Here is a 23,388-nt window from a genome sequence, read left to right as displayed (position 1 = left end):
GCGGAATCCTTCCCTGCCCCTAGCTGGCGCCGAGATCGTCGACGAGGTCGAACAGTTCGTCGTCGGAGGCCGACGACAGGTCCTGCTCCGGCGCGGAGCCGCTCTGCTCCTCGCCGCCGTATTTGGCCAATAGCGCGGTGAGCCGCATGCGCAGCTTCGTCCGGTCCACGGCACCGGGTTCGGTGCCGGCTAGTACCGCTTCGAGCCGGTCGAGCTCGGCCAGTTCCGAGGCGGGCTGCGTGTCGTCCGTGGAGGGCATGGACTCGTGCAGGTGCGCGGCGAGCGCGACGGGGGTGGCGTACTCGAACACCACCGCGGCAGGCAGCCGGATTCCGGTGGCCGCGGACAGCCGGTTGCGCAGTTCCACCGCGGCCAGCGAGTCGACGCCGAGTTCGGCGAAGGTGCGGTGTTCTGCCATCGCGGCCGGCGAATCATAGGCCAGTACCCCGGCCGCTTCGGCGCGTACCAGCGCAAGCAGCGCCTTTTCCCGTTCCGGTCCGGACAACGCGGCCAGCGCGGCACCGGACTCCGCGCTGGCGGCGGCTGGGACGGGGACTTCCCGGGCCAGGCCGCGCAGCACTGCCGGGACCGGCCCACCGGCCGGAACGGCCGCCCGGTCCAGCCGCATCGGTACGAGCACCGGTTCGTCGACAGAACGAGCCAGGTCGAACAGCTCAAGTGCCTCAGCGGTGGCCATCGGCCGCACCCCGGCGCGGCCGATGCGAGCCAGGTCGGCTTCGCCCAGCGAGCCGGTGATGCCGCTGCGCTGCTCCCACAGGCCCCAGGCCAGCGAGACGGCCGGGAGCCCGGCGGCTCGCCGGCCGCGGGCCAGCGCGTCCAGTGCGGCGTTGGCCGCCGAGTAGGCGCCCTGCCCGGCCGCGCCGAGCACCCCGGCGGCAGAGGAGAACAGCACGAAGTCGGTCAGTTCGCGGTCACGGGTCAGCTCGTCCAACCATCGTGCGCCCAGCACCTTCGGCGCCAGCACCGCCCGCAACCGCTCCTCGGTGAGACCGGTGACCAGGCCGTCGTCCACGACCCCGGCGGCGTGCACCACCGCGGTGACCGGGTGCTCGGCCAGCAACGCAGCCACCGCGTCCCGCTCGGCCACATCACACGCCACGATCCTTGCGGTGGCACCGAGTTCGGCGAGCTCGGCGGCCAACTCGACCGCGCCTGGGGTGTCCGGGCCACGCCGACCGGTGAGCACCAGTTGGCGCACCCCGCAGTCGGCGGCCAGGTGCCGGGCGAGGGACGCGCCGAGGGCGCCCAGCCCGCCGGTGATCAACACCGGGCCGCCCGGGTCCCAGGCGGTGCCGTCCCGGTCGGTGATCCTGGTCAGCGGGACGTGGGACAGTCGCGGCACGAGCACCGTGCTGTCACGCAGCACCAGCTGACCTCCCGGCACGTTCCAGGCCGCGGCGGGGATCTCGGGGCTGCCCCCGCCATCGATGTCCGCCAGTAGGAAGCGGTCCGGGTGCTCCTGCTGCACCGAACGCAGCAAGCCCCAGACTGCTGCGGCGTCCGGGTCGGTACGCGCGTTCCGGGTGCGCAGCGCCAGGCGGGTGCCGGCGAAGCGGTCCTGGGCCAGCCAGGTGCGCACCGCGTCCAACGCCCGGCCGACCGCGGCGACCGGGGCGCTGTCGTCCTCGGTCCTGACCGGCAGCACCACCACCTCGGGCAGCTCCCGGTCGGGTAGTTCGGCCGGGTCACAGCAGGTCAGTACGCTCGGTTCCGGGCCGGTCGGCAACGTCACGGGCACCAGGTTCTCGGTGTACAGCGACTCCTGGTGACCGAGTTGTCCGGCCGAGACGGGGCGCACGGAAAGGGATTCCACCACCCCGACCGGGGCGCCCGTCGGGTCCGCCAGTTCGATCCGGGCCGCTTCGTCGGAGACCGGGGAGATCCGTACCCGCAGTGCGGACACCCCAGTGCGGCGCAGCGCGATCCCGTTCCAGGCGAACGGCAACCGGGTGCGGCGGGCCTGGTCCTCGTGCAGGTAACGCATGGCGTGCAGCGCCGCGTCCAGCAGCGCCGGGTGCAGGCCGTAGCGACCGGTGTCGCTGAGCTCGGGCAGAACGACCTCGGCGAAGATCTCGTCGCCGCGCCGCCAGGCCGCGCGCAGTCCCCGGAACGCCGGACCGTACTCCAGCCCGGTGGCGGCGAAGTCGGAGTAGGCCGAACCGATGTCCAGTGCGGTGGCGTCCCGGGGTGGCCAGGTGACCGACTCGGCCTGCGGCGCGGCCACCACCGGGCCGAGCACGGCACGTGCGTAGCAGGTCCACGGGGTGCCGGCCCCGGCCGGGCGGGCGTGCACGGTCAGCGGCCGGTCCCCCGCCGCACCGGGCGCGCCGACCCTCAGCTGGAGCTCGACCGCAGCGTGCTCGGGCAATATCAGCGGCGCTTGCAGGGTCAGTTCGACGACCTCGCCGGTGCCCGCCTCCTCGGCGGCGTGCAAGGCCAGTTCGGCGAAGACGCTGCCGGGCACGACGGTCGCGCCGAGCACGGTGTGGTCTCCCAGCCAGGTCTGCGCCTGGGTGGCCAGCCGACCGGACAGCAAGAAGCCGTCTTCCTCGGCGAACTCCACGGCCGCGTCCAGCAGCGGGTGCCCGCTGCTGGACGCGGGTTCGGTGGATTCCAGCCAGTAGCGGCGGTGTTGGAAGGCGTAGGTGGGCAGGTCGACCGGCTCGGCAGCCGGTAGATACCGGGCCCAATCAACCGTACCGCCATGCACATGAAACCGCCCCAACCCCTCAGCCAGAGCACGCACCTCGGACCGACCACGACGCACCAACGGAACGAACACCGCGTCCACACCCTCGGACAAACACTCCGGCCCCGCAGCCGACAACACAGCATCCGGCCCAACCTCCACAAACCTCGTCACACCCTGCGCAGACAAACACCCCACAGCATCAGCAAAACGAACCGTCTCCCGAACATTACGCACCCAATAATCCACCGACGTCGGCTCCGCACCCACCTCCACCGTAGAAACAAACCCCAAACGCGGAACAGAAAAAACCACACCAGAAATAGCCTCACCAAACCGCTCCAACACCGGCTCCACCAACGACGAATGAAAACCATGACTCACCCGCAACCGCGTACAACGCCACCCCCGCTCACCCACCAACCCAGCAAACACATCAATAGCAGCACCATCACCAGACACCACCACAGACCGCACCCCATTAACCGCCGCAACCGAAACCCCACCCCCCACCACACCCAACAACCCAGCAACCTCAGCCTCACCAGCACCCACCGCAAGCATCGCCCCACCCGGCGCCAACTCCTGCATCAACCCCGCACGAGCACACACCAACACCACCGCATCATCCAACGACAACACCCCCGCCACATGCGCCGCAGCCACCTCACCCACCGAATGCCCCACCACAAAATCCACACCCACACCAAAAGACTCCAACAACCGAAACAACGCAACCTCAAACGCAAACAACCCACACTGAGCAAACAACGTCTCATCCAACCGCTCACCCCCACCAGCAACCACCCCACGCACCTCACAACCCAACACCCCCTCCAACCGCCCACAAACATCCGCAAACACCTCCGCAAACACCGGATAACACCCCGCCAACTCCCCACCCATACCCGACCACTGAGACCCCTGACCAGAAAACAAAAACCCCGTCAACCCACCCCCACCCACCACACCACTCACCACACCCGACCGACCCTCCGCCAACGCCTCCAACCCAGCCAACAACTCACCCCGATCACCAGCCACCACCACACCACGCCACTCCAAAGCAGCACGAGACAACGCCGCCGCACGCGCCACCCCCCACACCGACAACCCACCATCAGCCCCAACAAACTCCCCCAACCGAGCCGCCTGCCCAGCCAAACCCCCCACACCACGCCCCGACACCACCACCGGAACCGGCACCGGCACCGGCACCGGCACCGGCACCGGCACCACACCCAACCCCGCCCCCTCCCCCACCACCAAAGACACAGGAGCCTCTTCCACAATCACATGCGCATTGGTACCGCTAACCCCGAACGCCGACACAGCCGCACGACGAACCCCGCCATCCGGCCACTCAACCGCCTCCGTCAACAGCCGCACCGAACCAGCCGACCAGTCCACATGCCGGGTCGGTTCACCGACGTGCAGGGTGCGCGGCAACACCCCGTGCCGCATCGCCTGCACCACCTTGATCACACCCGCGACACCCGCAGCAGCCTGGGTGTGCCCAATGTTCGACTTCACCGACCCCAGCCACAACGGGCGATCACGATCAGCACCGTAAGCAGCCAACAGCGCCTGCGCCTCGATCGGGTCGCCCAGCGAGGTCCCGGTGCCATGCGCCTCCACCGCATCGACATCCGAAGCGGACAGACCGGCGCTGGCCAGCGCGGCACGGATGACCCGCTCCTGTGAGGGGCCATTGGGGGCGGTCAGACCGTTGGACGCACCGTCCTGGTTGACCGCCGAACCACGCACCACGGCGAGCACCGGATGGTTGTTGCGCTGCGCATCGGACAGCCGCTCCAGCACCAGCATCCCGATGCCTTCCGACCACCCGGTGCCGTCGGCATCGGCGGAGAACGCCTTGCACCGACCGTCGGCGGCCAACCCGCCCTGCCGGTCGAACTCACTGAACGGGGTGGGACTGGACATGATCGTCACACCACCGGCCAACGCCAGGGTGGACTCACCAGAGCGCAGCGACTGCACCGCCAGGTGCAGAGCCACCAGCGAGGAGGAACACGCCGTGTCCACGGTGACCGCGGGTCCCTCGAAACCGAAGGTGTAAGCGACCCGGCCGGTAGCGATGCTGCCCAGGCTGCCGTTGCCCAGGTAGCCCGCCAGTTCCTCGGGTACCTGCGCCAACCTGCTCGCGTAGTCGTGGTACATCAGCCCGGCGAACACCCCGGTGCGGCTGCCGCGCACGGCCAACGGGTCGATCCCGGCATGCTCGAAGGCTTCCCAGGACAGCTCCAGCAGCAGCCGTTGCTGCGGGTCCATCGCCAGCGCCTCACGCGGGGAGATCCCGAAGAACCCGGGGTCGAAGTCGCCCGCGTCGGCGACGAACCCGCCCAGCCCGACCGGCAGTGCATCGAGGTCCCAGCCGCGGTCGGCGGGGAAAGCGGAGATGCCGTCCCGGCCGGCGGCGACGAGGTCCCACAGTTGCTCGGGCGTGCTGACCCCGCCGGGGTAGCGGCAGGCCATGCCCACGATGGCGATCGGTTCGTCCGTCGTCACCACCGCCGCGGGGGCGGTGGGTTCCGGTCCGGGCCGAAGATCACCGACCTCGGCGAGCACGAATCCGGCCAGGGCGGTGGGGGTGGGGTGATCGAACACCAGGGTGGTGGGCAGCTTCAGCCCGGTGGCGGCGCTGAGCCGGTTGCGCAGCTCCAACGCGGTCAGCGAGTCGAAGCCGAGGTCGGCGAAGGGCTGCTCGGCATCCACCGGTTCGGTCCCGGCCAGGTCCAGTACGCCAGCGGCCTGGGTGCGCACCAGGTCCAGGGCGGCGCGGCGGCGCTCCGGCGCGGGCAGCGCGCGCAGCCGGTCGGCCCAGTCGGACTGCTGCCGGGTGCGCCTGCGGCCGCTGACCAGACCGGCGAACACCCCGGGCAGCGGGTCCAGCCGGTGCAGGGCGGCGGTGTCCAGCCGCAGCGGCAGCACGGCCGCCTCACCGAGCCCGACTGCGGCGTCCAGCAGCGCCAGGGCTTCCTCGGTGGACAGGGCGGCGATGCCGCTGCGGGCGATGCGGGCCAGGTCGGCCTCGGTCAGCGAGCCGGTGATGCCACTGCGCTGCTCCCACAGGCCCCAGCCGAGCGCGTGTGCGGGCAGTCCGGCAGCACGGCGTTGGCGGGCCAGCGCGTCCAGGTGGGCGTTGGCGGCGGAGTAGGCGGCCTGCCCGGCGTTGCCGATGGTTGCCGAGGCGGAGGAGAACAGGACGAACTGGGTGAGGTTCCGGTCGCGGGTCAGTTCGTCAAGCCACTGCGCGCCCAGCACCTTCGGCGCCAGCACCGCCCGCAACCGCTCCTTGGTGAGACCGGTGACCAGGCCGTCGTCCACGACCCCGGCGGCGTGCACCACCGCGGTGACCGGGTGCTCGGCCAGCAACGCAGCCACCGCGTCCCGCTCGGCCACATCACACGCCACCACCGCAACCTCGGCACCCCACCCCCGTAGTTCAGCCACCAACTCGGCCATCCCCGGCGCATCACCACCGCGCCGGGACACCAACACCAGACCACGCACCCCGTGACGACCCACCAGATGCCGCGCGACCAAACGCCCCAGAGTCCCACTCGCCCCCGTGATCAACACCGTGCCGTCAACCGACCAAGGAGAGCCCCCAGGCACCTCGGCCACCCGCGCCAACCGCGGCACCAACACCCGCCCCGCACGCACCGCCAACTGCCCTTCGCCGGTGACCAACGCCGCGGCCAGCTCTTCGTTCGTGACGCCGGGGTCGGGTGTGTCCAGCAGTACGAACCGGTCGGGCCGTTCGGCCTGTACCGAGCGCATCAGTCCCCACACGGCCGCGCCGGCCGGGTCGGGTACCTCCTCGGCGGTGGTGGCGACCGCACCGCGGGTGATCAGGACCAGGCGGGCTTCCGGCTCGGCCTCCTCGGTCAGCCAGCCGTGCACCCGCTCCAACACAGCGGCGGTGCGCTCGACCACTGGGGTGTCCTCGACCCGGAACAGCACGTCGGCGCCGGTGTCGCGGTGCCGCCTGGTGCGGGCGGGCGTCCATTCCAGCCGGTACAAGGAGTCCAGCCGCGCCGGCGGGCGCAGTTCGCCGGTGAGCTCGCGTAGCACCAGGCGCTCGACGGTGCCGACCAGGGCGCCGCTGTCGTCGGCGAGGTCCACCCGCACTGCGCCGTCCTCGATGGTGGTGAGCCTGACCCGGAGCATCGCCGCGCCCACGGTGTACCAGCGCACCCCGCGGAACGAGAAGGGCAATCTCAGGCCGTCGTCACCGCGCAGGGCCAGGGCGTGCAGTGCCGCGTCCAGCAGCGCCGGGTGCAGGCCGAACTCCTCGGCCTGGCCGCGCTGCGGGTCGGGCAGGGCGATCTCGGCGAAGATCTCGTCGCCGCGCCGCCAGGCCGCGCGCAGCCCCTGGAAGGCCGGGCCGTAGCCGAGGCCGGACTCGGCGAGCCGGGGGTAGAACTCATCCAGCGCGACGGCTGCGGCACCGGGCGGGGGCCACTGCATCATGTCCGGGCCACCGGTGTCGTCTTCATTCTCTTCGGTGTCTTCGGCCAGTACGCCGGCGGCGTGGCGGGTCCAGGGCAGTGCGGGGTCCTCCGGCCGGGAGTACACCTCGATGCTGCGGCATCCTGTGTCGTCGGGTTCTCCGATGCCGACCCGCAGGGCCAGGCCGCCTTCGGCGGGCAGCACCAGCGGGATCTCCAGGGTCAGCTCGGCCAGTCGGGTGTCGCCGAGCAGATCGGCGGCGTGCCGGGCGAGTTCGACGAACGCGGTACCGGGCAACAGCACGGTGCCGGCGACCTGGTGGTCTGCCAGCCAGGGATGGCTGCGCAGGCTCAGCCGCCCGATCAGCACGGTGTCGATCGCGCCGGGGAGGGCGACCAGCGCGCCGAGCAGTGGGTGCCCTGAGGGCAGGGCACCGAGCGCGGCCGGGTCACCCGGTTCGGTGGATTCCAGCCAGTAGCGGCGGTGTTGGAAGGCGTAGGTGGGCAGGTCGACCGGCTCGGCAGCCGGTAGATACCGGGCCCAATCAACCGTACCGCCATGCACATGAAACCGCCCCAACCCCTCAGCCAGAGCACGCACCTCGGACCGACCACGACGCACCAACGGAACGAACACCGCGTCCACACCCTCGGACAAACACTCCGGCCCCGCAGCCGACAACACAGCATCCGGCCCAACCTCCACAAACCTCGTCACACCCTGCGCAGACAAACACCCCACAGCATCAGCAAAACGAACCGTCTCCCGAACATTACGCACCCAATAATCCACCGACGTCGGCTCCGCACCCACCTCCACCGTAGAAACAAACCCCAAACGCGGAACAGAAAAAACCACACCAGAAATAGCCTCACGAAACCGCTCCAACACCGGCTCCACCAACGACGAATGAAAACCATGACTCACCCGCAACCGCGTACAACGCCACCCCCGCTCACCCACCAACCCAGCAAACACATCAATAGCAGCACCATCACCAGACACCACCACAGACCGCACCCCATTAACCGCCGCAACCGAAACCCCACCCCCCACCACACCCAACAACCCAGCAACCTCAGCCTCACCAGCACCCACCGCAAGCATCGCCCCACCCGGCGCCAACTCCTGCATCAACCCCGCACGAGCACACACCAACACCACCGCATCATCCAACGACAACACCCCCGCCACATGCGCCGCAGCCACCTCACCCACCGAATGCCCCACCACAAAATCCACACCCACACCAAAAGACTCCAACAACCGAAACAACGCAACCTCAAACGCAAACAACCCACACTGAGCAAACAACGTCTCATCCAACCGCTCACCCCCACCAGCAACCACCCCACGCACCTCACAACCCAACACCCCCTCCAACCGCCCACAAACATCCGCAAACACCTCCGCAAACACCGGATAACACCCCGCCAACTCCCCACCCATACCCGACCACTGAGACCCCTGACCAGAAAACAAAAACCCCGTCAACCCACCCCCACCCACCACACCACTCACCACACCCGACCGACCCTCCGCCAACGCCTCCAACCCAGCCAACAACTCACCCCGATCACCAGCCACCACCACACCACGCCACTCCAAAGCAGCACGAGACAACGCCGCCGCACGCGCCACCCCCCACACCGACAACCCACCATCAGCCCCAACAAACTCCCCCAACCGAGCCGCCTGCCCAGCCAAACCCCCCACACCACGCCCCGACACCACCACCGGAACCGGCACCGGCACCGGCACCGGCACCACACCCAACCCCGCCCCCTCCCCCACCACCAAAGACACAGGAGCCTCTTCCACAATCACATGCGCATTGGTACCGCTGATGCCGAACGAGGACACCGCGGCGCGGCGGGGCCGCTCGCCGCGCGGCCAGGGCACCGCCTCCGTGGCCAGCGACAGGGTCCCGGAGGACCAGTCGATGTGCGGGGACGGGGTGTCGGCGTGCAGCGTCCTGGGCACGGTCTCGTGACGCAGTGCCAGCACGGACTTGATCACACCGGCGACTCCGGCCGCGGCGAGGGTGTGCCCGATGTTGGACTTCACCGTGCCCAGTTGCAGCGGGCGGTCGCGGTCGGCACCGTAAGCAGCCAACAGCGCCTGCGCCTCGATCGGGTCGCCCAGCGAGGTCCCGGTGCCATGCGCCTCGATCAGGTCGACGTCCGCGCCCGAGATCCCGGCGCTGGCCAACGCGGCGCGGATGACCCGCTGTTGGGAAGGCCCGTTGGGGGCGGTCAGACCGTTGGACGCGCCGTCCTGGTTGACCGCGGAGCCGCGGATGACGGCGAGCACCGGATGGTTGTTGCGCTGTGCGTCGGACAACCGCTCCAGCACCAGCACACCGACGCCCTCGGACATACCCATGCCGTCGGCGTCGGCGGAGAACGCCTTGCACCGGCCGTCGGCGGCCAGCACCCGCTGGCGGCTGAACTCGATCAGCGGCCCGGGGCCGGCCAGGACGGTCACGCCGCCCGACAGGGCCAGCGAGGACTCCCCGTTGCGCAGCGACTGCACGGCCAGGTGCAGTGTGACGAGCGAGGTGGAACAGGCGGTGTCCACGCTCACCGCCGGCCCTTCGACGCCGAGGGTGTAGGAGATACGGCCGGACAGCACGCTGGACACCACGCCGGTGACCAGGTGCCCCTCGACGCTCGCCGGGGCGTGCGCCAGTCTGGTGCCGTACTCCTGGTAGTTCTGGCCGACGAACACACCGGTGCGGCTGCCGCGCAGCCCGGTGGGGTCGATACCGGCCCGTTCCAGCGCTTCCCAGGAAGTTTCCAACAGCAGCCGCTGCTGCGGGTCCATCGCCAGCGCCTCACGCGGCGAGATCCCGAAGAAGCCCGCGTCGAACTCGCCCGGGTCCTCCAGGAAGCCGCCACGTCGCACGTAGGAGTGGCCGGAGCGCTCCGGGTCCGGATCGTAGATGCCCTCGACGTCCCAGCCGCGGTCGGTGGGCAGCTCACCGGTGACGTCCCGGCCCTCGGCCAACACCTGCCACAGGTCCTCCGGGGAACGTACCCCGCCCGGGTAGCGACAGGCCATGCCGACGATGGCGATGGGCTCGGTGCGGGCCTGCTCGACCTCCTGCAGTCGGCGGTTGGCCTTGCGCAGGTCGACCATGACCCGCTTCAAGTATCCCCTGAGCTTCTCTTCCTCGGACACGTCCGTCCCCTCCTCAGTTCGCCCCGAGTTCGCGGTCGATGAGGTCGTACATCTCCTCGTTCGACGCCGGGTCGAAGTCGTCGTCGTCCCCGCCGATCAGCGACAGCATCGCCCGCAACCGCAACTCAATGCCGGCTCGTTCGCCATCGGTATCCGCTCTGGAGAGCCGTTCGGAGAGCCGATCCAGCTCGGTGAGGATGGGCGGCTCGACGGGCGCCAGCCGGCTGTGCAGGTACGCGGCCACCGCAGCCGCGGTGGGATGGTCGAACACCAGCGTGGCTGGCAGCGTCAGCCCGGTGGTCTCACCGAGCCGGTTGCGCAGTTCGATCCCGGTCAGCGAGTCGTAACCCAGGTCGCGGAAGGCCCGGTCGGCGCCGATCGCGGCCGTACTGGAGTGGCCCAGCACCACGGCGGCCTGATCGCGCACCAGCCGCAGCAGGGTGCTGCGGCGTTCGGTGTCCGACAGTCCGGCCAGCCGCTGCGACCAGGAAGAACCGGACGGCTGCGCCTCCGGTGCGGTGGCGCCGCGCAGCGCGCTCCGTGCCTCGGGGATCTCGGCGAACAGCGGCCTGCTGCGGGCCGAGGTGAACAGCGGCATGAACGTCGCCCAGTCCACGTCGGCCACCGCCAGTCCGACCTCGGCGCGCTCGAGGATGGTGCGCAGCGCGTCCAGGGCAGGCCCGGGGGCGATCAACGGCAGGCCCTGACGGCGCAACTGGCCGGCGTCCACTCCGTCGGGAAAGCGGGCGCCGTCCCACACGCCCCAGGCCACCGAGGTCACCGGCAGACCGGCCGCGCGGGCCTGCTCGGCCAGTGCGTCCAGTTCGGCGTTGGCCGCGGCGTAGGCGCCGTGGTCGCCACTGCCCCACACCGCGGCGATGGAGGAATAGAAGACCAGCGCGTCCAGCTCGACCGGGTCGAGCAGTTCGACGAGGTGCCGGGCACCCTGGACCTTGGCGGTGAGCGCATCGGCGTACTCGGCCAGGTCGGTCTCGGGTAACGCGGCCAGCCTCATCAGCGCGGCGGCGTGCACCACGGTGCGCACCACCTCGCCCTGCTCCCGCAACCCGGCCAGCAGCGCCGCCACGGCAGCCCGGTCCCCCATGTCACAGGCCCGGGCGGTCAGCCGCACTCCGAGGCCGTCGAGTTCGTCCGCCAGCTCGGCGACCCCCTCGGCGTCCGGGCCGCTGCGGCTGACCAATACCACGTGCCGGGCGCCCAGCCCGGCCAGCCAGCGAGCGACTTCGGGACCCAGCGCGCCGGTGCCGCCGGTCACGATCGCGGTGTCCCTGGCCTGCCAGTCGCTCACCGCACCGCCGGCGGGCGGGGCGTGCACCAGCCGCCGTAGCAGCGTGCCGGAAGCGCGCACGGCCAGCTGGTCCTCCTCGCCCCAACCGCCGGCCAGTACCCCGCGCACTTGCTCCAGCGCAGCCTCGTCCAGTTCGGCGGGCAGGTCGACCAAACCGCCCCAGAAGGCGGGGTGTTCCAGCATCGCCACCCGGCCCAGACCCCACACCTGCGCCGCGCTCGGCTCACGCAGCCGGTCGTCGTCGCCCGTGCTCACCGCACCGGAGGTCACCAGCCACAACGGCACCGCCGCGGCCAGATCGCCCAACGCCTGCACCACCGCCAGGGTGGCGGCCACCCCTGCGGGCACCACTGGGTGCTCCGGGTGCGGGCGGCGGTCCGCGGCCAACAGGGACAGCACCCCGCACGGGGCGTGCTCGGCCAGCGCGCGGCGCAACTGGCCGGTCAGGTCGGCGCGGTCGGCGTGCTCGGTGTCCACCGTGATGGTGCGCACCGGAAGGCCACCGATGAGCGTCTGAAGCCAATCCTGCTGCGCGCCGGACCCGGGCACCAGGGCTAGCCATTCGCCGTCCGGCCCGGTGCGCTCCGGCGCACCCGCGGCGCGCCACTCGACGCGGTAGCGCCAGGAGTCGGACCGGGACCGGGCCTGCTCGGCCAGCCAGTACCAGCGGTGTTGGAAGGCGTAGGTGGGCAGGTCCACCGACCGCGCACCAGTGCCGGCGAACACCTCGGCCAACCGCACCCCGGCCCCGCGGACGTGTGCCTCGGCCAGCGACTGGGCGAACCGCGGCCAGCCGCCGTCGTCGCGGCGCAGTGTGGACAGCACGGTGGCCCGCGCTCCGGCGGCGTCCACCGTCTCCTGCACCCCCGGGGCGGCCACCGGGTGGGGACTGATCTCCAGGAAGGTGCCGATCCCGGCGTCCAACGCGGCGCGCACCGCGTCGGCGAACCGGACAGTCTGACGCAGGTTGGTGTACCAGTACGCGCCGGTCAACTCGCGGGTGTCCAGCCGTTGCCCGGTGACGGTGGAGTACCAGTCGACTCGCGCCGCCTGCGGGCTGATCCCGGCGAGCAGCGCGTTCAGGCTGTCCTCAACTGCGGTGACCTGGGTGGAGTGCGAGGCGTAGTCCACCGCGACGCGCCGGGCCCGAACCCCGCGGGACTCGCAGACGGCCCACAGTTCCTCAAGGGCGGACGGATCTCCGGAGACGACGGTGGAGGTGGGGCTGTTGATCGCGGCCACACCCAGCCGGTCATCGGCGAACAGCGCCCGCACCTCGTCGGCGGGCAGTGCCACCGACATCATGCCGCCCTTGCCGGACAGTTCGGTCAGCGCGCGGCTGCGCAGGCACACCACCGCGGCGGCGTCGGCCAGGGACAGCGCCCCGGCCACGCAGGCCGCGGCGATCTCGCCTTGCGAGTGGCCGATCACCGCCTCCGGTTCGACGCCGTGTGCGCGCCACAGCGCGGCCAGTGACACGGTGACCGCGAAGGTCACCGGCTGCACCACGTCGACCCGGTCCAGCGCCGGCGCGCCCGGCGTGCCACGCAGTACGTCCAGAACCGACCAGTCCGACCAGTCGACGTGCGCCTCGATCGCGGCGGCGCACTCGGCCAGGCGGGCGGCGAACACCGGTACGGAGTCCAGTAGTTCCAGCGCCATCCCGGCCCATTGCGCGCCCTGTCCGGGGAACACGAACGCCACTCGCCGGGCCGCGCCGGCCGCGGTTCCGCGCAGCACGCCTGGGGTGTCCCGGCCCTCGGCCAGTGCACCGAGGCGTTCGCCCAGTTGGTCCGGGTCGGCGGCGAGCACCACCGCTCGGTGTTCCAGGGCTGCCCGGCCGGCCACGCTGGACCAGGCGATGTCCAGCACCCTGTCGCCGGGGTGGTCGGCCAGGTGCGCGGCCAGCCGTGCCGCCTGCCCGCGCAGGGCGTCCTCGGTCTGCCCGGACAGCGCGACCGGCAGCATCCGCGGCTCGGTCTCCCGCCGCGCCGTACCGGCTCCGCCGTCCTGTACGGCTTCCGGCCGCTCGACCGCCTGCGCGGCATCCGTCCGTACGGCTTCGGCCTCTACGGCCTCCGCCTGCTCGACGATGACGTGTGCGTTGGTGCCGCTGATGCCGAACGAGGACACCCCGGCGCGGCGCGGGTGGCCGGTGTCCGGCCAGGGCCGTTCCTCGGTGAGCAGCCGCACTCCACCGGCCGACCAGTCCACGTGCGCGGACGGCTCGTCCACGTGCAACGTGCGGGGCAGCACTCCGTGCCGTAGCGCCTGCACCACCTTGATCACCCCGGCCATCCCGGCCGCGGCCTGCGCGTGCCCGATGTTGGACTTCACCGACCCCAGCCACAGCGGATCACCGTCGCGGTTCCGGCCGTAGGTGGCCAGCAGTGCCTGCGCCTCGATCGGGTCGCCCAGCGGAGTGCCGGTGCCATGGCCCTCCACCGCGTCGACGTCCTGCGCGGACAGTCCGGCGGCTGCCAGCGCGGCGCGGATCACCCGCTCCTGCGAGGGGCCGTTGGGCGCGGTCAGACCGTTGGACGCGCCGTCCTGGTTGACCGCCGAGCCGCGCACCACGGCGAGCACCCGGTGGCCGTTGCGGTGCGCCGCCGACAGTGGTTCGAGCAGCAACAGGCCGACGCCCTCGGACCAGCCGGTGCCATCGGCCGCTCCGGCGAAGGACTTGCACCGTCCGTCCGCTGCCAATCCGCGCTGCCGGGAGAAGGCGGTGAACGTGGTCGGCTCGGCCATCACGGCCACCCCGCCGGCCAGCGCCAGCGAGCACTCTCCGGAACGCAACGCCTGCGCCGCGAGGTGCAGCGCCACCAGCGAGGAGGAGCACGCCGTGTCCACAGTGATCGCGGGCCCCTGAAAGCCGAAGGTGTAGGCGACCCGCCCGGAGGCGACGCTGGCGGCGGTACCGGTGAGCAGGTGCCCCTCGACGCCCTCGGGCAGCTCGCGCAGCATGGTGGCGTAGTCGTGGTACATCACACCGGTGAACACACCGGTCCGGGTGCCGCGCACCGAGGACGGGTCGATCCCCGCCCGTTCCAGCGCCTCCCAGGCGGTCTCCAGCAGCAGCCGCTGCTGCGGGTCCATGGCCAGCGCCTCACGCGGCGAGATCCCGAACAGCCCGGCGTCGAACCGGCCCGCGTCGTAGAGGAAACCGCCGTGCCGGGTGTAGGTGTGCCCGGCCCGGTCCGGATCCGGATCGTACAGGCCGGCGACGTCCCAGCCACGGTCGGTGGGGAACCCGCCGATGGCGTCGCCGCCGGAGGCGACCAGGTTCCACAGGTCCTCCGGCGAGGCGATCCCGCCCGGGAAACGGCAGGCCATGCCGACGATCGCGATCGGCTCGTCCGCGGCCTCCGCCGTTGCCGGCGAGGCGGCGGCCGAGGCCGCGGTCGGCCGTCCCGCACCGACCAGTTCGCCGACCAGGTACCGGGCCAGTCCGGCGGGGGTCGGGTGGTCGAACACCACCGTTGCGGGCAGCCGCACCCCGGTCGCCCGGCCCAGCCGGTTGCGCAGTTCCACCGCGGTCAGCGAGTCGAAGCCGATGTCCTTGAACGGCCGGTCGGGTAACAGCCCACTGGAGTCGGAGTGGCCGAGCACCACAGCCGCCTGGGTCAGCACCAGGTCCTGGAGCACCCGTAGCGGCTCTCCTTCGGCCAGCCGCCGGCGCAGCCCGTCGGCGCCGTCCACCGCACCGCCCGCGGCAGCGCGGCGCACCACCGGCACCAGTCCGCGCAGCACCGGGGACAGCACTCCCTCGGCCGCCCGCTCGCGCAGCGCCACCGGATCCAGCCGCGCGGCCAGCAGCACCGGATCGTCCAACGCGGTGGCCGCGTCGAACGCCTCCAGCGCGGTGGCGGAATCCAGCGGCAGCATTCCGGCGCGCGCCAGCCGAGCCCGGTCGGTGTCGGCCATCTGCCCCGTCATCCCGCTGCTTTCGGCCCACAGCCCCCAGGCCACCGCGGTGGCGGGCAGCCCGGCTGCACGGCGCCGTGCAGCCAGCGCGTCCAGTGCGGCGTTCGCCGCCGCGTACGCCGCCTGTCCGGCGTTGCCCAGCGTCCCGGCCACCGAGGAGAACAGCACGAACGCGGTGAGCTCCGGTCCGGTCAGCTCGGCCAGGTGCCGCGCGCCGTCCACCTTCGCCCGGAAGACCCGGGCCACCCGTTGCGGGGTGAGCGCGGCCAGCACCCCGTCGTCCAGGATCCCGGCGGCGTGCACCACCGCGGTGACCGGGTGCTCGGCCAGCAACGCAGCCACCGCGTCCCGCTCGGCCACATCACACGCCACCACCGCAACCTCGGCACCCCACCCCCGTAGTTCAGCCACCAACTCGGCCATCCCCGGCGCATCACCACCGCGCCGGGACACCAACACCAGACCACGCACCCCGTGACGACCCACCAGATGCCGCGCGACCAAACGCCCCAGAGTCCCACTCGCCCCCGTGATCAACACCGTGCCGTCAACCGACCAAGGAGAGCCCCCAGGCACCTCGGCCACCCGCGCCAACCGCGGCACCAACACCCGCCCCGCACGCACCGCCAACTGCCCTTCGCCGGTCCCGGCCAGCCGGGGCAGCAGCGCCTCGGATGCGGCGTGCCCGTCGGTGTCCGCCAGCACGAAGCGGTCCGGGTTCTCCGTCTGTGCGCTGCGCAGCAGGCCCCAGACCGCTGCGGCGTCGGGGTCCACCGGCGGCTCCCCCGGTCCGACGGTGACCGCGCCGCGGGTGAGCAGCACCAGCCTGGACCCGGCGAACCGCTCCTCGGCCGACCAGCGCTGTGCCACCGCCAGGGCGTCGGTCACGCCGGTCACTGCAAGGCCCACCACGGCGGGTACCCGATCGCCCAGCGCATCGAGCCCGGCGGGGTCGCCCAGCGACACCCACGCACCGTCCTGTGCCGGAGCCGCCAGCGGAACCCAGCCGATGCGGTACAGGTGGTCCCGTCGGCCGGCGGTGAGCTGCTCGGTGGTCACCGGACGGAAGGCCAGCGAGTCGATGACCGTGACGGGGTTGTCCTCGGCGTCGGTGACGGTAATCGACACGACGCCCTCGGCCTGCGTGCGCAGCCGCACCCGCGCCGCCGTGGCACCGGCCCGGTACAGCCGGACCCCGTTGAACGCGAACGGCAGCACGGTCGTCGACGCAGGGCCGGTGGTGTCGTCGACCGGGATGGCCGCGTGCAGCGCCGCGTCGAGCAGTGCCGGGTGCAGCCCGAACGACCCAGCTTCCCCGGCCGCCGGTTCGGGCAGGGCGATCTCGGCGAACAGTTCCTCGCCGTGCCGCCACAGCCGACTCAGGCCCTGGAACACCGGCCCGTAGCCGTAGCCGAGCCGAGCCAGTGCTGGGTAGCGGTCGGTCAGTTCGATCGGGGTGGCGCCCTCCGGCAGCCAGCCGCCGGGCGCGGGCGCGGGCACCTCGGCCACGCCGAGTCGGCCCGTGGCGTGGTGCGTCCACTGCGGGCCGCTTCCTGGCCGGGAGTACACGTCCACGGCACGGCCGCCGTCCTCGCCCGGCGCGCCAAGCACCACCTGCAGCCGCACGGCGCCACGCTCGGGCAGCGGCAACGGCGCGTGCACGGTCAGCTCCTCCAGTACCGGGCAACCCGCCTCGTCCCCGGCGCGCACGGCCAGCTCGACGAACGCGGTGCCGGGCAGCACGACGGTGCCGAACACCGTGTGGTCGGCCAGCCAGGGCTGGCGCTGCAGGGACAGTTCACCGGTCAACAGCACTTCGCCGGTGGAGGCCACCGGCGCGGCAGCGCCCAGCAGCGGGTGCTCGGTGGCGTCCAGCCCGAACCCGGCCGGGTCCGTGCCGAGGACCGGAGTGGACAGCCAGTAACGTTCCCGCTGGAAGGCATAGGTGGGCAGCTCAGCCCGGTGGCCCGCGACGCCGAACGCGGCGGTCCAGTCCACCGGGACTCCGCGCACGTAGGCCTCGGCCAACGACAGCAGGAACCGGCCGGGGCCGCCCTGGTCGCGGCGCAGCGAACCGACCACCACGGCCGTGCTGCCCGCCGATTCGACGCTGTCCTGTACGGCGGCGGTCAGGATCGGGTGCGGGCTGGCCTCCACGAACACCCGGTGTCCAGCGCGGTCCAGCTCACGGATCGTCTGTTCGAAACGGACGGTCTGACGCAGGTTCCGGTACCAGTACTCGGCGTCCAGGGTCGCGGTGTCCAACCGCTCGCCGGTCACCGTGGAGTAGAACGGCACCTCGGCGCTGCGCGGCCGAAGTCCGGCGAGCCGGTCCAGCAGTTCGGCGCGGATCCGTTCCACCTGCGGGGAGTGCGAGGCGTAGTCCACCGCGACCAGCCGGGCCCGGACCCCTTCGGCGGTCAGCTCGGCGGCCAGTTCCCGGAGCGGGCCGGGTTCACCGGAAAGCACCACCGAGGCCGGCCCGTTGACCGCGGCCACCGACACCCGATCGGCCCGGACCGCCAGGCGCGGTTCCAGTTCGGTGACCGGCAGCGCCACGGACATCATCCCGCCGGCGCCGGACAGCTCGCTCAGTGCGGCGCTGCGCAGTGCGCTCACCTTCGCGGCGTCGCGCAGGGACAGTGCGCCCGCCACGCAGGCCGCCGCGATCTCACCCTGCGAATGACCGACCACCGCATCGGGTTCGACCCCGAACGACCGCCACAACGCCACCAGCGACACCATCACCGCGAAGGACACCGGCTGCACCACATCGACCCGGTCCAACGCCGGCTCACCAGCCTCACCACGCAACACACCCAGCAGCGACCAGTCCACGAACTCACCCAGCGCCGAAGCACACTCCGCCATCCGCGCCGCGAACACCGCCGAAGACTCCAGCAACTCCACCGCCATCCCCGCCCACTGCGCACCCTGACCCGGGAACACGAACACCGTGCGGCCGGCCACGTCTGCCGCTCCGCGTACCAGGACGGGCGACTCCTCGTCGGCGGCCAGGGTGCGCAGGCCCCGGATCAGGTCCGCGCGGTCGGTGGCGGTGAGCACGGCGCGGTGCTGCAGCCCGGCCCGGGTGGTGGCGGCCGCGCGTGCGACGTCCTCCAGGGGCGACTCGGGCTGCCGTTCCAGGTGCGCGGCGAGCCGCTCCGCCTGCGCGCGCAGCGCGGTCGCGCTCTGGCCGGACACCACCACCGGCACCGGACCGGGCCGCAGCACCGCCACGGGCTCCGCCGTGGGTTCCACCGTCGTTTGCGCCGCTGCCCCGGGGGCCTGCTCGATGACCACGTGTGCGTTGGTGCCGCTGATACCGAACGAGGACACCCCGGCCCGGCGCGGCCGCTCGCCCCCCGGCCAGGGGCGCTCCTCGGTGAGCAGCCGTACCCCGCCGGCCGACCAGTCCACGTAGGGCGAGGGTTCCTCCACGTGCAGCGTGCGAGGCAGCAGCCCGTGCCGTAGCGCCTGCACCACCTTGATCACCCCGGCGACACCGGCCGCCGCCTGGGTGTGGCCGATGTTGGACTTCAGCGATCCCAGCCAGAGCGGCTCGCCGGTGCGGTTCCGGCCGTAGGCGGCCAGCAGCGCGTTGGCCTCGACCGGGTCGCCCAGCGCGGTTCCGGTGCCGTGCGCCTCCACCAGGTCCACGTCCGAAGCGGAGAGGCCGGCCGAGGCCAGCGCGGACCGGATCACCCCCTCTTGTGCGGGACCGTTCGGCGCGGTCAGACCATTGGACGCGCCGTCCTGGTTCACCGCCGAGCCGCGCAGCACCGCCAGTACCGGGTGGCCGTTGGCTCGTGCGTCGGAGAGCCGCTCCAGCACCAGTTGTCCGGCGCCCTCCGCCCAGCCGGTGCCGTCGGCCGCCGCCGCGAACGACTTGCACCGCCCGTCCGGCGCGAGTCCGCGTTGTCGGGAGAACTCCACGAAGATGCCCGGCGTGGACATCACCGTCACCCCGCCGGCGAGCGCCAGCGAGCACTCGCCCGCACGCAGCGCCTGCGCCGCCAGGTGCAGCGCCACCAGCGAGGAGGAGCACGCCGTGTCCACGGTGACCGCAGGGCCCCGCAGCCCCAGGCTGTAGGCGATCCGGCCGGAGGCGACGCTGGCCGTGGTGCCGGTCAGCACATAGCCGTCCAGGCCGGCGGCGCCCTCGTGCATCCGCGGGCCGTAGTCCTGCGCCATCGCCCCAACGAACACCCCGGTCCCGCTGTCCCGCAGGGCCAGCGGGTCGATCCCGGCCCGCTCCAGCGCCTCCCAGGACGTCTCCAGCAGCAGCCGCTGCTGCGGGTCCATCGCCAGCGCCTCACGCGGCGAGATCCCGAACAGCCCGGCGTCGAACTCCGCCGCGGCGTAAAGGAATCCGCCAGTGCGCGCATAGCTCCGGCCCGGCCGGTCCGGGTCCTCGTCGAACAACCCGTCCAGGTCCCAGCCGCGGTCGGTGGGGAACGCACCGACCGCGTCGCCGCCGCGGAGCACCAGGTCCCACAGCTCCTCCGGCGAGCCGACCCCGCCGGGGAACCGGCAGGCCATCCCGACGATCGCGATCGGCTCGACGGCGGGCGTCGCCGCCGCGGGCGCGGATTCCGCCGGTGTCCCGGCGGCCAGTTCGGCGATCAGGTGCCCGGCGATCCGTTCCGGGGTCGGGTGGTCCAGTACGGCGGTGGCGGGCAACCGCAACCCGGTCGCCTCGGCCAGCCGCTGGGCCAGCTCCACCGTCATCAGCGAGCCGAACCCCAGGTCCTTGAAGGGGCGACGCACCTCCAGTTCCCCGGCGGAGTCCAGCTCCAGCGCCGCGGCCACCTCGGCGCGCACCAACGCGTGCACCGCCTGCTCCCGTTCGGCCGCGGGCAGCCCGGCCAGCCGTGACACCGGCCGGGTCGGTGCCTCGGCCACCGGGGCGCCGACCGGAGCGGGTACCGCGCCGCCGGTGGCCGTCACCCCGGCGATCCAGTGCCGCCGCCGCTGGAACGGGTAGGTGGGCAACGGGATCCGCTGCGCCCCGCAACCGGCGTAGAACCGCGCCCAGTCGACCGGTACGCCACGCGTGTGCAGTCGGGCCACCGCGGTGAGCAGCGAGCGCAGGTCCGGGCGCTCTCCGCCGGCCAGTGCGGAGACGAACGCCACGTCCGGGGGCGCGCTGCCCGGGCCCATCGCGCACAGCGTCCCGTCCGGCCCCAGCTCCAGGAAGGTGCGCGCGCCGCGCGCGCAGGCGGTGGCGATCGCGTCGGCGAACCGCACCGTGTTGCGGGTGTGCCGGGCCCAGAACTCCGGCCAGTCCAGCTCGACCACGTCCAGTTCGGCGCCGGTCAGCGAGGACAGGACCGGCAGGCTCGGCCGCCGCCAGCCGATCTGGGCCGCGGCGGCGCGCATCCCGTCCAGGATGGCGTCCACGTGGGCCGAGTGGCTGGCCATCGGGACCTGGATCCGCCGGGTGCGCCTGCCTCGTGCGGACCAGTGACCCGCGATCGCCAGTGTGGCGTCCTCGTCGCCCGACAGAACCGTGGCGGTCGGGCTGTTGAGCGCGGCGATCGACACCAGCCCGCCGGAGGCCCCGACGTCCGCCAGTAGTTCCGCCTCGGACGCCTCCACCAGCACCATCGCCCCACCGGGGGGTATCTCGTGCATCAGCCGGCCGCGGGTGGCTGCCAGGGTGCAGGCGTCTGCGAGCGACATCGCCCCGGCGACGTGCAGGGCGGCCAGCTCGCCGAAGGAGTGGCCGAGTACCGCGTCCGGGGTGATCCCCCAGCTCTCCACCAGCCGGAACAGCCCGACCTGGACGGCGAACAACGCGGGCTGCGTGTAGGTCGACTGCTCCAGCAGCGCCGCGTCCGCCGACCCCTGTTCGGCGAAGACCACCTCCAGCAGCGGCCGCGGCAGGTGCGGGCGCGTGTGCTCGGCGATCTCGTCCACCGCCGCGGCGAACACCGGGTAGCGCCGGTAGATTTCGCGACCCATCCCCGGCCGCTGGTTGCCCTGGCCGGGAAACAGGAACACCGTCCGCCCCTCGACGGCGGTGCCGCGCACCACCCGCGCGCCGGCTTCGCCCCGGGCCAGCTTGGCCAGCAGGCCGGGCACTTCACCGGCCGACTCGGCGACCAGTACCGCCCGCTGCTCCAGCGTGCTGCGCGTGGTGGCCAGTGAGTAGGCCAGGTCCACCGGTGACGCCGCCGACTCGCCCAGCAGGGCGGCCAGTCCGGCCAGTGCCGGCGGAGTCCGCGCGGACAAGGGCACCAGCACCGGGCCGTCGTACCGCCCGCTGGCGCGGTCCGACGCCGCACCGGAAGCGGGCGGCTCGGACAGCACCACGTGGCAGTTGGCCCCGCCCATGCCGAACGAGCTCACCCCTGCCAGCAGCGGGCCCTCCACCGCGGGCCACGGCCCGGTCTCGGTGACCACCCGCAGCCCGAGCTCCGCCAACGGGATGCGCGGATTCGGGGTGCGGAAGTTCAGGCTGGGCACCAGTTCCCGGCGGGACAGGCACAGGACCGTCTTGAGCAGACCGGCGATCCCGGCCGCGCCCTCCAGGTGCCCGATGTTCGTCTTCACCGAGCCGACCAGCAGCGGCCGTTCGCGCCGCGTCACCGCGCCCAGCGCCGCCGCCTCGACCGGGTCGCCCAGTGGTGTTCCGGTGCCGTGCAGTTCCACGTAGCTCAATTCGGCCGGGGATACTCCGGCCGCCGTGCAGGCCAGCCGCAGCACCGCCTGCTGCGCCTCCTGGCGCGGGGCAGTCAGCGTTTCGCCGCCGCCGTCGTTGTTGGTGGCGCTGCCCCTGATCACCGCGTGCACGGTGTCCCCGTCGGCCAGTGCCGCCGCCAGCGGCTTGAGCACCAGCACCGCCCCGCCCTCGCCGCGCACGAAGCCGTTGGCCCGCTCGTCGAAGGTGTAGCAGTGCCCGTCCGGCGAGATCGCGCCTAGCGCTTGGGTGATGTCGTAGCCGTCCTGGCCGATGTTCAGGTTGACGCCGCCGGCCAGTGCCACCGCGCACTCGCCCGCCGACAGCGCCCGGCAGGCCAGGTGCACGGCGACCAGCGCTGAGGATTGCGCGCTGTCCACCACCAGGCTCGGCCCGCGCAGCCCCAACGCGTAGGACACCCGGTTGGCGATCATTCCCCGGTTGCGGCCGGTGGCCGAGTGCGGGCTCAGCCGCGCGCCGCGCAGCGCGGCGTAGTCGTCGTAGGTGGCGCCGACGTACACCCCGGTGCCGTGCGCGGTGCCGCTCTGGCCGTCGCCCGGGATGATGCCGGCGTCCTCGAACGCCTCCCAGGCCAGCTCCAGCACCAGCCGCTGCTGCGGGTCCAGCACCGCCGCCTCGCCCGGCGAGACCCCGAAGAACCCGGCGTCGAACAGGTCGACCTGCTCCAGGAACCCCGCCCGTATCGGCTGACCGGAGGGCAGCACGGGCGCCACCGGCCCGTCCGGATGACAGCGCCGCGGACCGGGTTCGCTCAGCGCGTCCCGCCCGTCTCTGAGCAGTTGCCACAGTTCGGCGGGGTTCGCCGCCCCCGGCAGCCGGCACGCCAGGCCGACGACCGCGACCGGTTCTTGGCTGGTAGCGTCACCCACTCGGTTACCCACCGGGTTTCCCCCTCCACCCGCCATTCATCGGCGAGAACACGTCAGTTCTGTCCGGCAGGCGTCACGGACGGACGGCTTCCGACACTGCGGGCAGGCCAGGGTGCCCCGTTGTGCGCACCCCGCACGTTCGGCCGCCGGATACGCCGCCGACCTGGCCAGCGGCAGCACCCGGCCGACCGAATCAAGGATCACGGAC

Annotated in this window: 2 protein-coding genes; both read right to left on the bottom strand. The window is 72.3% G+C overall.

Annotated elements, in window-relative coordinates:
- Positions 1-19: 19 nt before the first annotated feature.
- Entirely contained in the window at positions 20-10,369 is a 10,350-nt protein-coding gene (locus LK06_RS29415; protein WP_086083555.1) for a type I polyketide synthase, read from the bottom strand.
- A gap of 13 nt (positions 10,370-10,382) precedes the next feature.
- A complete protein-coding gene (locus LK06_RS29410) occupies positions 10,383-23,216 on the bottom strand; it encodes a type I polyketide synthase (RefSeq protein WP_086083553.1) in 12,834 nt (4,277 codons plus the stop codon).
- Positions 23,217-23,388: the final 172 nt, after the last annotated feature.

The organism is Streptomyces pluripotens, from assembly GCF_000802245.2.
Classification (GTDB): Bacteria; Actinomycetota; Actinomycetes; order Streptomycetales; family Streptomycetaceae; genus Streptomyces; species Streptomyces pluripotens.
The sequence above is the reverse complement of the archived record's forward strand: the minus strand, read 5'-3'. Positions and strand labels throughout refer to the sequence as shown.